Genomic DNA, 14,864 nt, shown 5'->3' with positions numbered 1-14,864 from the left:
CGCTATTTCACCGTAGACTCCTCCGTCGGGGTGGCAGGATACAGGCTTTGATCGAAGATATGGCTGTTCCTGTGATTCTTGGAATACTTAAGGATCTGTGCGTCCGTCTTCATGAAGAAATCGTCGCCGCCTCCCATACGCGGAGTCGCGTCGAAATGGTACCAGCCGTCGCCGCAGTCGATCAGGCTCCAGTAATGGCTGGAATGACTGGTATCACTCTTTACAACATCCAGGTTCGGAATGCCCGCCTGTGTCAGCAGCGCCTTTGCCGTAGCAAAGAAGACGAAGCAATCTCCGCTCTTCTCCGTGAATCCCTGATGGGCTCCGTTCGTCCAGCTGTCCTTCTCGGATTTGTTGACATATCCGATATTCATTCTCGCCCATTCATAGATCGCCTTAGCCTTCTCCTTCTTTGTCATGCCCTTCTTCGTGATTTCTTTCAGGACTTCGTCTGCCTCTTCTAAGACCTCCTCCGGCGTTACATAGTTCTGCGGTTTCTCCTTAATGGTGATCACAGTCGACGCCTCTGCCTTATTCCCGGCCCGGTCGACGGCTGTATAGAATACGTCGTAAGTACCCGCCGTCTTCGTGTCTACCTTGCTGTTATCGACGGTTACGTCCATATCACGCACACAATTATCCGTTACCGTGATCGTAGACTTATAAGAGATCGGTTCGCCGATGAACCCGGTCAGCGGCGCTACGCCGTCGATAACGGGCGCTTCTTTATCTATGATAACTTCGATATCCGCCTCTACTTCCGCGGTGTTGCCACCTTCATCCGTCAGAATGACAACCGCAGATGTGCTGCCCTTTTCCGACAGATCAGGCTTCTTCTTGAAGGAGCATTTGACATCGGTGGCGTCTTCGATATTGTCAACCAGCTCCTTTGCTTTGAGCTTCCCGTCAACGTCGATAACGGCTGGCACAGGGTCCGCCTTCGGAGCTTTCGTATCTTCAACGATCAGCCGTGATTTCCGCTTCTTCCCTTTGACCTCTAATACAATCTCTTGTTCGCCTACATGATCGAGCCTGACCTTAGAGATATCTGTTACAAATTCGCCTTTTACTTTCTCCTTTTTCAGGAAATCCTTCACATCCAGTTCTGTTCCGGCCTCCACCCTGACCTTACGCCGGACGGGACTCCCAAAAAACAAAAGGCGGAACAGGGAGATAACGATAAAAAGAGCGGTGAGCATACATGCCAGCCGTACCGAGAGCGCTATGATCAGGCGCTTTCTGCGTCTGCGGCGCTTCTCCTCACGGATCCTTCTGTGTCTGCGCGCCTCCCGGCGCCTTTGAAGCTCTTCACCGTCAGGTTCCGGCCGCCGGGCTGCCCGCTCATGATTCCCTTCTTCCTGTTGCGGTACTTCCTGTGTTTCCTGCACCCGTCCATACCTTGGATACGGATAGGCCGAAGCTCGCTGCCTATCGGAATAATCTGCATGCCAGCGCGGCTGTCTAAGCTGCTGGGAACTATAATCATGATATCTGTAACTCTGCGGGCTGTAATTATCATATACCGCCGTCTGCCGGGCGTCCTGATACTCTGCGCCGTAATCCTCGTACTGCTCCTGGTAATACTCGGGCTGATAATCGGCGGCTTCTTCCTGATAAGCAGCATACTCCGGCTGATAATCGACAGCTTCTTCCTGATAAGCAGCATACTCTGGCTGTTCCGGGGAAACCTCAGAATAGCCGTCAAATTCCTCGGAATAACCTGTACTGGTGTAGTACCTACCCCTCTTTCTATATGTACCCATGCTCTCATACCTTTTTTACAGCTAAAAATGTAACATTCTATCATATAACCTTGTCCATTTTACCCCCCCCCCAGACTGTCCGAAAACTGTTTCTGACCGTCCGTCATTCTCCACTTTTGCATCTAAACTAATATCATAACCGTTCATTTCATCTATTTTATTCTTATTTGCTATCATATTTTGAATGTTATTCCCCACTTTCAAGATTGACTTTTGAGTTTTCGGACGGTCTGCCCCCTGCCGATTTTGTCAATATCTAAAGAGGAAGTTCAGTCAAATCTTGGAAAATATTGGAATATCATGGAAAGCCCTGGAGTTATAAGCTCAAAGAGATTTTTTAATCAAATAGAAAACATAGCTGCATAGCCGGGATAAAGACAAGGGTAGATTAATTACTATTCTTAACTCTGTTTTGGCGGGTTGGCAAATGGGAAAAGAAAAAAGCCGGAAAACCATCTTGTAGCGTCCGACATTTTCTGATAAAATATTCATACGGGTATTGCCATAACGGTAGGCGGCTAGTTCTTCTGCGGAGGGACTGTGACCCTCCGATTACATAGAAACCTGCTTGCAGGAATCTGGGAAAGGAGGGCTGAGTGGATGTTGACGATTGAAGGATTGATTTCAGTGCTTGGCTTATGCCTGACCTGCTTCGGTCTCGGATACGCCATCGGAAGCAAAGATAATAATAAACCACAAAAATAGCCGCCCTTAGTCTGGAAAACTTTGCGGCTATTTTTGCAAGTTATAAAACGGACTAGCCGTCTATCGGCAGTACCTTTATGTAAGTATATCTTAGCAGATTTATGCGGAATTGTCAAACGCTGCGGAGCGTTCCGCTGAGTTCATTTCTCAGAAAATACGATAAAACACTTGCAAATAAAATATTCTATGTTATAATAATAGTAATTATTACTATATTATACAATTCAGGAGGTACTTATTATGGAATTAAAAGGAAGCAAGACAGAAGCGAACCTGCAGGCGGCATTCGCAGGCGAATCCCAGGCAAGGAATAAATACACCTACTACGCATCCAAGGCAAAGAAGGACGGCTATGTACAGATCGCTAACATCTTCGAAGAGACCGCGGCCAACGAGAAAGAGCACGCCAAGATGTGGTTCAAGCTGCTCCACGGCGGCGCAGTACCGTCAACCATCGAGAATCTTAAGGACGCGGCAGACGGCGAGAACTACGAGTGGACCGATATGTACGCAGAATTTGCCAGGACAGCAAGAGATGAAGGATTCGATGATATTGCCCTCCTGTTTGAAGAGGTCGGCAAGATCGAGAAGGAACATGAAGAGAGATACCGTAAGCTTCTGGCGAATATCGAAGGCGGCCTTGTATTCTCCAGAGAAGGAGACTGCATCTGGCAGTGCTCGAACTGCGGCCACATAGCAGTAGGCAGGCAGGCGCCGGAGGTATGCCCGGTATGCGCACATCCGCAGGCTTATTTCCAGATCAAGGCGGAGAATTATTAATACAGCGTCAAAGACGGCAAAAGGAGCCGCCGGAATATATGATTCCCGGCGGCTCCTTTGCTTTTGATATATTATTTCCCTTGCATCTTCTTGATCACCTTAAGTCTGGTGAATTCTTCTCTTTCCTTCTCCTCCAGTGCATTATTGATCGTATACACCAGATTGCTGTACATCGGGATCGTGATATTCTTCAGCGCATTCGCCCTCTTCTGGGTTTTCTTGATATTCGCCGCAAGGCGGTACGCCGCATTCTCCACCTCAGCCAGCTTGATCGTCAGGTTCTTCACCGCACGGAACGCCTCCCTGGCTATATCTATGGATTCCTTCGTCGTCCCGAACGCGTATGTCAGGTCGTTCTGCCTGTCGTCGTACTTGATATGCGGGATCTCCGTTCCCATGATACTCCTGGTCTGTATCCGAATGGATTCCTCGATCGGAACGGTAAATGCAAGCTCTTCTACCTTGCTGATCCCCTGCTCGATATTCGCACGCTGGAGACACGTATATGCTCTGGTAAATGTACTATCAATCTCTTCCTGTATGTTCTTTGCCTCATCGATCAGTTCCATTAATTCCTTAAGAAGAATATTCCGCTTCTTGTCCATAAGGTCATAGCCCTGATGTGCCAGTGCAAGAGAATTCTTGGCAAGCATCAGATTACCTTTGGTAGGAAATTCTCTTGGATCCATACGAAGACCTCCTTTACTTCTATCGCCCTGTCACCTTCGCGCCGGCGGTGTACTAGACCGCATCCGCGACGGGGCGGGCAAGCGGATAGTATTTATCTATCAACTGCGTATCGATTCGATCCAGTTCTTCTTTCGGAAGGAAGCCCAATAGCTGCCATCCAAAATCCAGCGTATCCTGAATCGTCCGGTTCTCCGTCGGTCCCTGTCCGATATAATGCTTCTCAAACTCTTCGCCGAATTTCAGATACTTCTTATCCAACGGCGACAACTCATCCTCACCGATAACAGACGCTAAGTTCCTCGCCTCTCCTACCTTGGCATAGGCGGAGAACAACTGGTTCGCAAGTCCCTGATGGTCTTCTCTGGTATACCCTTCTCCGATTCCGTCCTTCATCAGACGGGACAGAGACGGCAGGATACTGATAGGCGGATAGATCGCCTGCCCGTGCAGATTCCGGTCGAGAACGATCTGTCCCTCCGTGATATATCCGGTAAGGTCCGGTATCGGATGCGTGATATCATCATTCGGCATAGTCAGGATCGGGAGCTGTGTCACTGATCCCGAAGCGCCTTCGACGATTCCCGCGCGCTCATACAGCGTCGCCAACTCACTGTAGAGATATCCCGGATAACCCTTTCTTGAAGGGATCTCACCCTTTGAAGAGGATACCTCACGCATCGCCTCTGCAAATGACGTCATATCCGTCAGGATGACCAGAATATGCATATTGCACTCGAACGCCAGATACTCTGCAACCGTAAGCGCAACCTTCGGCGTGATCAGACGTTCCACCACCGGATCGTTGGCCAGGTTAAGGAACATGCACACATGATCCGCAACGCCGCTCTCGTCAAATGTCTTGCGGAAGAACTCTGCAACGTCATGCTTAACACCCATCGCGCCGAACACAACCGCGAAGTTCTCGTTCGTCCCGTCGCCCAGGGACGCCTGCTTAACGATCTGCGCCGCCAACTGGTCGTGGGGAAGTCCGTTTCCTGAGAAGATCGGAAGCTTCTGCCCGCGGATCAGCGTTGTCAGACCGTCGATCGCTGAGATTCCCGTGCGGATATAGTTTCTTGGATACTCTCTGCGCACCGGGTTCAGCGGCAGGCCGTTGACGTCTCTTCTCTCCGCCGCCACGATCCTTCCCAGACCGTCGATCGGCACTCCGACTCCGTTGAAGGTCCGCCCCAGCACCTCCGGGGACACGGCAACCTCCATCGGATGCCCGGTGAGCTTCGTATGGGTATTGCGAAGAGACATATTCTCCGTCCCCTCGAATACCTGTATGATCGCCTTATCCTCATATAACTCGATAATACGTCCCATCTTCTTCGTATTACCGTCTACCACAAACTCTACGATCTCATCAAAGAACGCACCCTGCAGCCCTTCCAGCACTACAAGAGGTCCGTTAATATTACTGAGTCCCAGATATTCTATTGCCATGTACGGTTCCCTCCTTACGCATTCTTCGCAATCACTCGATTGTAGAAGTCATCAATATCTTTCTTATACAGATCCAAAAGCTGCAGATTGTCGTTTGCCACATCATACTTGATAGCGATCACCTTCTCGAAGATACCCTCTGCCTTCAGCACGGACATCGGCTGTCCCATCGCCACCAGATTCCTCGCAGTCTTATACAGATACAGGATCACATCCATCATCTTGAACTGCTTCTCCATGGACACGCAGGTATCGTCCTTGTGAAATGCATTCTGCTGCAGGAATCCCAGACGGATCACCTTCGCGATCTCTAACACCAGTTTTTGATCATCAGGAAGCACATCTCCGCCGATCAGCTTCACGATCTCCATCAGGCTGCTCTCTTGATTCAGCAGGGCCATCATCCGGTTCCGGTAATCTACAAACTTCGGCGATACGTGGTCCGCATACCATCCGCTTAAGTCATTCAGATATTCACTGTAGCTTGACAGCCAGTGGATCGCCGGGAAATGTCTGGAATATGCCAGCGATTTGTCCAGTCCCCAGAAGCACCGGACGAACCTCTTCGTATTCTGCGTTACCGGCTCGGAGAAATCACCGCCCTGAGGGGATACCGCGCCGATGATAGACACCGACCCGGTCTCGCCGTTTAACGTCTGCATCATGCCCGCTCTCTCGTAGAAGGCCGACAGCCGGGAAGCCAGATAGGCCGGGAAGCCTTCCTCCGCCGGCATCTCCTCCAGACGCCCGGACAGCTCACGCAGGGCCTCCGCCCATCGCGAAGTAGAATCCGCCATGATCGCCACATCATATCCCATATCCCGGTAATACTCTGCCAGAGTAAGTCCGGTATAGATAGAAGCCTCACGGGCCGCAACCGGCATATTCGACGTATTCGCGATCAGCGTTGTCCTGTCCATCAGCGGGTTGCCCGTCTTAGGATCCACCAGCTCCGAGAATTCCTCCAACACCTGTGTCATCTCGTTGCCGCGCTCCCCGCATCCGATATATATGATAATATCCGCATCCGCCCACTTGGCGATCTGATGCTGGGTCATAGTCTTCCCCGTTCCGAATCCGCCCGGAATCGCCGCGGTTCCTCCCTTGGCGATCGGAAACATCGTGTCCAGGATACGCTGTCCCGTAATAAGCGGCACTGTCGCCGGGAACCGGTGGCTCACCGGCCTTGGAACACGGATCGGCCACCGCTGGGTCATGGTCAGCTCCTTCCTGCCGCCGTCAGGCTGCTCAACCGTCACCAGCACGTCTGTAATGGTGTACTCACCGTCCGGGACAACGGATACTACCGTTCCCTCTACATCCGGCGGCACCATACATTTATGTAAGATCGCCTGCGTCTCCTGCACCTCTGCGATCACCGTCCCTCCGTGAACCGTCTCGCCCTCGGAGACCGTAATATGCGTCTCCCATAATCTCTGTACATCCAGAGAATCCACACTGACGCCTCTGGTGATAAATGCGCTGCCGTTATCCGCGATCCGCTCTAAGGGTCTTTCGATTCCGTCAAATATGTTGTTCAGGATTCCGGGCGCCAGGGTTACGGATACCGCCGCGCCAGTGGACTCAACATACTCGCCCGGGCGAAGCCCTGACGTCTCCTCGTATACCTGTACCGTAGTCATATCCTTATCAAGAGAGATCACTTCTCCGACCAGCTTCTCTTCTCCGACGTACACCATCTCCGACATCTTGAATTCTGTCTTGCCCTTCAGGTAGATAACAGGCCCGTTGATCCCGTAGATCTTACCAGTCGTCACACTATCCAACTTGCACACCTCCCTTGAACAAGAACTTTCTGTATTCATTCTCGATCGCACCCTTGAACGCATGGTCGATCAGTATATTCTTCTCCTGGATCACCGCGCGCACACCTCCGATAAAGTCTTCCTTGCTCACCGTAAGCGCCATACCGGTATGCTCCTCGAGATACTCCTTCTTATCCGCATCCGTCGGATTGATATAGATGGTCATAGCCGCGCCTCCGGCGAATCTTGCCGCCTTCTCGATATACGAGATCAGCAGGCGCGGATACTCCTCCGTCTTCATATATTCCTCAACCACCTCGCGGACTTCCTCAAACAATTTCTTCTTCAATTCCTTCTGTGTCTTGCTCAGTTCACGCTTCAGTTCAAGCTGTGCCTTGGACATCGCCATATTAAGCTGCTGCTGTGCTCCGACACGCTCCGCCTTCACCCGTGTCTCCGACTGGCGCAGAAGTTCTGCCCGATGCTGTTCAAACACTCCGAGCAGCGCGTCCTCATGCTGCTTCATGATCGCATTGCCCTCTGCACGGGCCTCTTCCATTGCCGCGGCCTGCAAATGTGATATCTTCTCTTCTACTGTCAAGTATGCCACCTCGCTTTATAGTTTCAAACCAATCGCCTCATTTACATAAGATGTGATAAAGTCCTTCTTACGTCCGGTTCCGTGTCTGTCAGGAATCTCGATAAGCAGCGGCATAGTACGCTCCAGCTTGATCTCATCGATCAGGTCCGGGAATTCTCTGCCGAACTTCTCCGTCAGCAGGATAACTCCCACCGCCTTATCGTTCATCGCGTTCTCGATCGCCGTCCTCAGCTCCTCCCTCTCGTGGACCACGATCCCGTCAACTCCCGCAAGCCTCATCCCTGTCAGTGTATCGACATTATCACTGATCAGATACATCTTCATCTTACAATTTACCCAGAATCATGAAGGAGATGATCAGTCCGTACAGACATACACCTTCCGCAAGACCTACGAAGATCAGTGACTTACCAAGAGCACTGGAATCCTCGCTGATCGCGCCAAGCGCAGCGCTTGCGGCGCTTGCTACGGCAATACCACCGCCGACACAGGACAGACCGGTTGACAGCGCAGCGGCAAGATAGCCGAACCCAACAGAATTAGAAGCAGCCTCAGAAACGCCCTCTGCCGCTTCCACCGGCGCTCCGCCGAACATCATAATAGCCGCGACAGCGAATGCTCCGAAGTAGAAGAACGCATTGGTCACAATCGCCCTCTTATAACGCTTCTTTGTCTTCTCTCCGATCAGATAGTATCCGAATGGAACGATGATGCCAAGCACCAGTGCTGCAATAAGTAATAATTTCACAGTTAAAGTCATGATTGATATCCTCCTCTTGTCTTTATCTTATTCACTTTTTATTTCGTTTGCTTGTTAAATGGTTTGAATTCCCGTCCGCTTCCCTTATAGAAACGGCTGAACATCTCATAATATTCCAGACGCAGTACCTGGATGCCGACGATCAGCCCCTCCAGCGCGCATACGACTGCATTGCCAAAGATAACCCCGAACAGGTTCGGCGTTCCGCTCTCCGCCCCGGAGAGCATCAGGACTACCTCCATGATCGCCGCATGGCTGACTGCGAATGCCCCGATACGCACATAAGAAAGCGTGTTGGAGAAGTAACTCAGCAACGTCTCAAACAGTTCAAAGAAGCCCTGTACCAGGAACATCGCCTTACTCTCTTCCATCTTCTTATGGTTATGCTCCACCAGATTAGTAAGCGGTTCCTTGAATACGAACAGCAGAACCGGAATTCCCAGGAATATCACCATCAGGATATTGCCCGGAACCTTGTGCCCGGTCATATACAACACGACGGTCAGTACCAGGAATCCATAGAACACAAGCCCTGCCACTCCGTTTGTCGAGAACCACAGGTTCTCTGTGTCATGCGCTTTCGCAGCGTTGGCGATCTGGAAGATCATCACCAGGATATTTAAGGCCATACCAAAAGCGATCGCTATGATGAACACCGTATTCAGCTGTCCGATAAACGGCAGATTCGTCATCGCCTCCACCGGCCTGAGCCAGATTGCCGGAATCACATCCTCGAACCCGAAGACACTGCCGAACATGACGCCGAAGATCATAGAGAAGATCCCCGCGATCGACACGATTCCCGCTAAGTTCATCTTCTTCTTCAGATAGATCAGCCCGCCGAGCGCAAACAGGCAGAAGCCCTGCCCCACATCTCCGAACATAGCGCCGAAGATAAATGTATAAGTGAGCGCCACGAACATCGTCGGATCCAGCTCATCGTGTGCCGGAAGGCCGTACATCTGGATAAACAGCTCAAAAGGCTTGAAGAACTTAGGATTCTTAAGCTTCGTCGGAGGATCTCCGAAGAACTTCTCCCGGTCTTCTTCCACGACGATGAACACCCTGTCATCATCCTTCGACTCTTCAAGCAGGGCCGCCACATCGGCTTCTCCCATCCATCCGCAGAGGATGTAATAGTCTTCCTTGTTATCTCCCACATCCGTCCTTGCCGCCATCTTACGGACATCGAAGTTATTAGACAATTCCTCCAGTCTCTTCCTTGCCCCCAAGAGCTTGGCTGCCCGGCTGCTCATCAGCTCCTCGATCTGCCGGTCGATCTCATCCTTCTCTTTCCTGGCATCGTCGATACTCTTCTGCATGCTTCCGCACGCATCCTTAGGTGTTCCGATATATTCCGGCGGAATCGTGATCCGCTCAAAATGCAGGGAATTAAACGCTGAATCTACCTTGCTCGTGTCCGCATTCGACACGAAATAACATCCGTATACGTAGTTCTCATTCCTTGTTCCCTCGAGGAATACTGCCTGCAGATCATCAAACAGATATTTCTCCAGCTTCTTGTAATGATCAAGGCCGATCCTTCCGAAGCGGATCTTCATATACTTATAACGCATCGTCTTATGCAGATCCAGATTCAGAGGGGTAAACGGTTCCAGGACTTTGAACTTCTCCTTGGCTTCGTCTTCCTTCTTATTCAGCAGTTCCTTCTTCTCCTGCAGATCCAGATAGTCATGATTAAGCTCCCGGATAAAGGCAAGCATCTCGTCTTTTGACATATTCTGGTCAACGTGAGGCATCCCCTCCGGTAAGAGCGCCGCGAACTGTTCCGCCTTCGCAAGCGCGTCTTTGTATGGATTCACCTCCACAAAAGGCAGAAGATTATCTGTCGTCTTAAGCTCCGTGACTGCATTCTCAAGCTGCATCTCATACTTGGACAGATATTTCTCGCACACACGGTCTATATCAATCCTGGGACCGCTGATGCTCAAAAACTTCATCTTTACAATCATTGCATCACACCTCCTAAGTATCCTAACGTCTCTCTTGAAGATAAGCCGTAACGGATACATTCAAGGGCCGTTGTTAATTTGTAGATCTCTTCTTCCTTCAAAAACAGATATGTATTCACCGTCGCGATCGAATACGGATTCCGTCTTCTGTCACTGACATATAACCGCCTCATGTACTCCTTATATGCGGCTTCCAGCGTCTTCCCGCTGATGTCCGCATATTTCTCAGCATAATATGTCTCCTCCAGGCGTTTCTCATACTCTTCGACAGTCGGAGCCTCCACCAGGCCCTTGAACTCGTCCACGCTGAGCCTGTACTGGATCGGTATCGTGAGCGAATAGATGTCCGGCGGCAGCATATTGTAATACTTCTTCGCACGGTAGATCCACTGGATATTCAGCAGATCGATCCTCGAACCGAAGTCCCGGATATACATCTCGCGTTCCTTTCCCTTAAGAAGCTGTCTGCTCTTCCTCCACATTTCAGAGAAATAATACAGATCCAGAGCCAGATCGTAATCAAACAGTGTCGCCCCTTCCGACTCGCGGATCGGCTGAAGCGGCGCGTAATATTCCGTATCCTTCAGATTATCGATCAGCTCTTCAACGTTCCTCGACATGATCAGCTTATCGATCGAGATCTGAGAATATTTATCGAAGAATACCTTCTTATATTCTATATCAAACGGCATATCGTAATGATTGAACACAATCCGCAGACAGTAGTTGATCAGGTCGATCTCATACCTCTTCCAGTACAGCTTAAGGAACTTCTTCTGCTCCATCCCCGCAAACCGGAATATCCGCGTGTAATCATCGAACAATGATTGATACAGGATCTTCTCTATATTCCCCCTGTGATACAGGGATACGTCAATCTGTTCCATATATCTTACATAGGCAGGCTTCTCCTTCAGGTATTCGATGGCTTCCGGCACGCTCCTTAAGTTCGCGATATTCTCAAAATCCCGCCCGTTCAGGAGCTTCGCCTGCATCGCCCGCACCTTCGTGGTCAAGCCGCTGTACGTCATCACATTACCCATGCCCTACACCTCTACTATATGCGCTAAGATCTCCCGGGCATACGCACTGTGGTTCTCCTCGAATTCCTTCTTAAGGTTATCGATCGTCGACCGGTTCTTCTCCCGCTGCTCCTTCAAGATCCGCTCCATCTTCGCATCCGCGTCCTTCCGGATCTGCTCTAACTGCTTCCTGGTCTCGTCCTCAATCGCCGCGTCAAAACGATCCCGCTGATTCTGGATCTTCTTCTCGATCTCGCTCTTCTGAGCCTGAGCATGTTCCACAATCGCCTCTGCAGTTTCCTCGATATCTGCTAATTTCTTAACAACTGTGTCCATTCAGATACCTCCATTTCCCGTCAATTTGCACACAATTATAATATACTCCGTTTTTTCCAAATTTCCATAGTAAAATTCAACAAAAAATGCCTTTTTTGTTACGTTTTTCACACACTTATATTCAATTGACTTTTTTACGCCTGCACGCTAAACTAAAAAACATACTAAAATGCTTAAAAACAGGGGGAATCACGTATGCGCCTTAGAAATATTCCGCGCGCCGTAAGCGTGCTGAACGAGTGTAAAGAAGTTGTTAAGAATGAGAGCGGATACCGCGGCAGATGGCATGAGGTCTTCGGCAATTCTCATCCTATCCATATAGAGATCGGGATGGGGAAAGGCCAATTCCTGCTTACCCTCGCCCGGCAGAATCCGCAGATCAATTATATCGGGATCGAACGCTACTCCAGCGTCCTCCTCCGGGCCGTGGAGAAATTCCAGACGCTAAATCCCAAGCCGTCCTCTGCCGGCGCCGCATTGCCAAATGCTACGGCCCTGCCTAACGTCCGCTTCATCTGCATGGATGCCAGCGATATTGCCGGCGTCTTCGCTCCGGGAGAGGTTGACCGCATCTATCTGAACTTCTCCGATCCCTGGCCCAAGGCACGGCATGCCGGACGGCGGCTTACCTCCCGGGAGTTCCTTGCCCGTTATGACAGAGTCCTTGCAGAAGACGGCACGATCGAATTCAAGACGGATAACCGGCTGCTCTTCGACTTCTCCGTCTCGGAGGTCAATGTCTCTTCCGCCTTCCATATAAAGGGCTGCACCTATGACCTCCACCACGACGATACAATGAATCAGGGCAATATCATGACCGAGTACGAGGAGAAATTCTCCTCCCTTGGCAATCCGATCTGCAAGTTGGTTGTTGGGAGAAATTCTTAACATCAAAAGAGCTGACAATTTATTTCACAAAATTTTCATGTTTATATTTTCCAGTTCATGAACCTCAGCGCCGGTCCCCGCATATATATTTATTGAAGAATTTATGTCTGGATATATGCATATGGGACGCAAAAGGAAATGTAAGAAGAGTATCCGTCAGAAACTCTGTGAATTCACTTACCATAGAAAAGGTCTTCACAAGAAGCTGGTCTGCCTGAAAAAATCTATGGATGAAGTATACCGCACATTGAATCCCGGCTGCTGATCTCCGGGCCGAATACAGGAAAGGTGAACACTATGCTGCATTTGACAGAGAAAAATTTTACGGTTGAGACAAAACGCGGTCCGCTTCCTAACGTTGTCATGTTCTACGCCGTCTGGTGCGGAAAATGCGCCATGATGAAACCGCTTGTCGAAGAGATAGAGAAAAAGTACCGCAAGAAAATCCGGTTCTGCGAAGTAGATATCGATGAATCCCCCTTACTTACCGCGGACTATGAAGCAGATATCGTCCCGACCTTCGTCTTTTTCCAGAATGGCCAATTCCTTGGCAGTATGCAGGGAATCATAGACGAGAATGTATTTGAGCGCCGTCTACAAAAAATCTTTAGAAATTGTTAAGGCTTATTTTATTTGCAAATATTATGGAATATGTTATATTAGTGAAGACTTAAGACACACAACTGGTGTCCTTTTACATTTCACAGGACACCAGGTAAGAACAAAGGGGGTATAGGTGATTACACACCAGACATTATGAAGAACATGAAAAGAATTATACCTGTTATGATGGCGGCCGTGCTGACCTGCACAGGGCTTCCCTTAACAGCCAGAGCAGACAGCGCGAAGGTCGTCACTTTAGGCGCTAACTTGACCGCAGAGCAGAAGACTTCTATGTACAAATATTTCGGCACGACCGCCGACGCGGTAGATACCATAGAAGTTACGAACGCAGACGAGAGAAAATACATGGAAGGCATCGCTTCGGAGGCGCAGATCGGAACACGCACCTACAGTTGTTCTTACGTGGAGCCGACAACCAGCGGCGGCATTCAGGTTAAGGTCGGAAACCTTACCTTCGTGACCAGCTCTATGATCGCCAGCACATTATTAACCTCCGGCGTCGAGAACTGTAACGTCGTTGCGGCTTCTCCGATCGAAGTATCCGGCACCGGAGCGCTGACCGGTATCATGATGGCATACGAGAAGGCAAGCGGCAAGACCTTAAGCGAGGAACAGAAGGCTGCTGCCACAGAAGAACTCGTGACAACCGGCGAGCTTGCAGATTCCATCGGACAGAAGGACGCGGCGGATCTGATGAACGAGGTCAAGCAAGAGGTGATCAAGGATGGCCTGACGGATGAAGGCGAGATTCAAGACGCCATCAATGATGCGGCTAAGACCTACAACATCACGCTTACTGAGGATCAGATGTCGAAGATCTCATCCCTGATGCAGAACATTTCCCAATACGATTATGATGTCAATGCATTGAAGAAGACGCTGGAGAACTTAGAAGGCAAGGGCGGCAAGGAAGGCTTCTTCTCAAGTCTATGGTCCTCCATCAAGGGGATTTTTACCGGCGATTCTGACAGCGGAGACGGCGGCATCATCAATGACACCAATGATGATGTTCTTGGTGCAGACGCCATTATCGACAGTACCTTAGAGGCTCTGGATGAAGAGACCAAGAAGGAAGGCTTCTGGGATAAGGTGACTAATTTCTTCAAGGGACTCTTTGGCGGCAGCGATGACGACGCAGACGAGGAAGAGACCACTGATGAGGAAGATGCCGACAAGGAAGATTCCGAAGATACGGAGAATCCAGAAGACGCGGCGGATACCTCTGATGATGAGAGCCTGGACACTGGCAATCCGGACGGAACTGCGGATCCGGATGCGGCTTTGAATCCTGACGGCACAGACGGAACAGATCCGAATGCTGCCAATGACGGAGTTGATCCGAATGCACAGACAGTTGATCCCGCCTCTTCTGACGGTACAGGCAGCGGCGCTGCCGCGGACGGACTGAGCAGTGATAATGGGCAGACTGCGGATCCCGCTGCCGGGACAATTCAATAGAAGTTTTATTGCATATAGAGAGGCTGTCGAGAAACAACATTTCTCGGCA

Annotated in this window: 15 protein-coding genes; 5 read left to right on the top strand and 10 right to left on the bottom strand. The window is 50.2% G+C overall.

Annotated features, from left to right (window positions below; translation table 11 throughout):
• Positions 1-2: 2 nt before the first annotated feature.
• Positions 3-1,763 carry a transglutaminase domain-containing protein gene (locus VSQ62_RS01420; protein WP_334632779.1) on the bottom strand — a complete coding sequence of 587 codons (1,761 nt, stop codon included), beginning with the start codon at positions 1,761-1,763 and terminating at the stop codon, positions 3-5.
• A gap of 945 nt (positions 1,764-2,708) precedes the next feature.
• Here VSQ62_RS01420 and rbr point away from each other — a divergent pair.
• Positions 2,709-3,248, top strand: coding sequence for a rubrerythrin (rbr, locus tag VSQ62_RS01415; RefSeq protein WP_334632778.1), 540 nt, complete (start codon positions 2,709-2,711; stop codon positions 3,246-3,248).
• Positions 3,249-3,319: 71 nt separating this feature from the next.
• On the opposite strand, the gene VSQ62_RS01410 is transcribed toward rbr, so the two are convergent.
• The 9 genes from VSQ62_RS01410 to VSQ62_RS01370 are packed head-to-tail and all read right to left on the bottom strand — an operon-like array spanning position 3,320 to position 11,845.
• The gene (locus tag VSQ62_RS01410) at positions 3,320-3,937 is read right to left on the bottom strand and encodes a V-type ATP synthase subunit D (RefSeq protein ID WP_334632777.1); all 618 of its coding nucleotides are present in this window, start codon (positions 3,935-3,937) and stop codon (positions 3,320-3,322) included.
• A gap of 52 nt (positions 3,938-3,989) precedes the next feature.
• Positions 3,990-5,387, bottom strand: coding sequence for a V-type ATP synthase subunit B (locus VSQ62_RS01405; RefSeq protein WP_334632776.1), 1,398 nt, complete (start codon positions 5,385-5,387; stop codon positions 3,990-3,992).
• A 14-nt stretch (positions 5,388-5,401) separates the two neighbouring features.
• Positions 5,402-7,213 carry a V-type ATP synthase subunit A gene (locus VSQ62_RS01400; RefSeq protein ID WP_334632775.1) on the bottom strand — a complete coding sequence of 604 codons (1,812 nt, stop codon included), beginning with the start codon at positions 7,211-7,213 and terminating at the stop codon, positions 5,402-5,404.
• Positions 7,167-7,754 carry a V-type ATP synthase subunit E gene (locus VSQ62_RS01395; protein WP_334632774.1) on the bottom strand — a complete coding sequence of 196 codons (588 nt, stop codon included), beginning with the start codon at positions 7,752-7,754 and terminating at the stop codon, positions 7,167-7,169. The genes VSQ62_RS01400 and VSQ62_RS01395 overlap by 47 nt, the downstream gene beginning before the upstream one ends.
• A 15-nt stretch (positions 7,755-7,769) precedes the next feature.
• Complete coding sequence (locus tag VSQ62_RS01390) at positions 7,770-8,078, bottom strand: V-type ATP synthase subunit F (protein WP_334632773.1); 309 nt, start codon at positions 8,076-8,078, stop codon at positions 7,770-7,772.
• Position 8,079: 1 nt separating this feature from the next.
• Positions 8,080-8,514: an ATP synthase subunit C gene (locus VSQ62_RS01385; protein ID WP_334632772.1), complete on the bottom strand. Its 435-nt coding sequence runs from the start codon at positions 8,512-8,514 to the stop codon at positions 8,080-8,082.
• A gap of 38 nt (positions 8,515-8,552) precedes the next feature.
• Positions 8,553-10,487 (bottom strand): V-type ATP synthase subunit I, encoded by a 1,935-nt coding sequence (locus tag VSQ62_RS01380; protein WP_334632771.1) that lies wholly within the window; start codon positions 10,485-10,487, stop codon positions 8,553-8,555.
• The gene (locus tag VSQ62_RS01375) at positions 10,484-11,530 is read right to left on the bottom strand and encodes a V0D/AC39 family V-type ATPase subunit (RefSeq protein WP_334632770.1); all 1,047 of its coding nucleotides are present in this window, start codon (positions 11,528-11,530) and stop codon (positions 10,484-10,486) included. Before VSQ62_RS01375 ends, VSQ62_RS01380 begins: the two co-directional genes overlap by 4 nt.
• Before the next feature lie 3 nt (positions 11,531-11,533).
• Complete coding sequence (locus VSQ62_RS01370; protein WP_334632769.1) at positions 11,534-11,845, bottom strand: hypothetical protein; 312 nt, start codon at positions 11,843-11,845, stop codon at positions 11,534-11,536.
• A gap of 195 nt (positions 11,846-12,040) precedes the next feature.
• Between VSQ62_RS01370 and trmB the strand changes: the two genes are divergently transcribed.
• The 4 genes from trmB (at position 12,041) to VSQ62_RS01350 (ending at position 14,815) form a co-directional block, all read left to right on the top strand.
• Positions 12,041-12,733: a tRNA (guanosine(46)-N7)-methyltransferase TrmB gene (gene trmB / locus VSQ62_RS01365; protein ID WP_334632768.1), complete on the top strand. Its 693-nt coding sequence runs from the start codon at positions 12,041-12,043 to the stop codon at positions 12,731-12,733.
• Positions 12,734-12,854: 121 nt separating this feature from the next.
• Positions 12,855-12,998, top strand: coding sequence for a hypothetical protein (locus VSQ62_RS01360; protein ID WP_334632767.1), 144 nt, complete (start codon positions 12,855-12,857; stop codon positions 12,996-12,998).
• A 32-nt stretch (positions 12,999-13,030) separates the two neighbouring features.
• Complete coding sequence (locus tag VSQ62_RS01355) at positions 13,031-13,354, top strand: thioredoxin family protein (protein WP_334632766.1); 324 nt, start codon at positions 13,031-13,033, stop codon at positions 13,352-13,354.
• Between the two features lie 144 nt (positions 13,355-13,498).
• The gene (locus VSQ62_RS01350) at positions 13,499-14,815 is read left to right on the top strand and encodes a DUF1002 domain-containing protein (RefSeq protein WP_334632765.1); all 1,317 of its coding nucleotides are present in this window, start codon (positions 13,499-13,501) and stop codon (positions 14,813-14,815) included.
• The last annotated feature ends 49 nt before the right edge of the window (positions 14,816-14,864 follow it).

It is taken from the genome of Sporofaciens sp. JLR.KK001 (assembly GCF_036941055.1).
In the GTDB taxonomy this organism is placed as follows: domain Bacteria; phylum Bacillota; class Clostridia; order Lachnospirales; family Lachnospiraceae; genus Sporofaciens.
The sequence above is the reverse complement of the archived record's forward strand: the minus strand, read 5'-3'. Positions and strand labels throughout refer to the sequence as shown.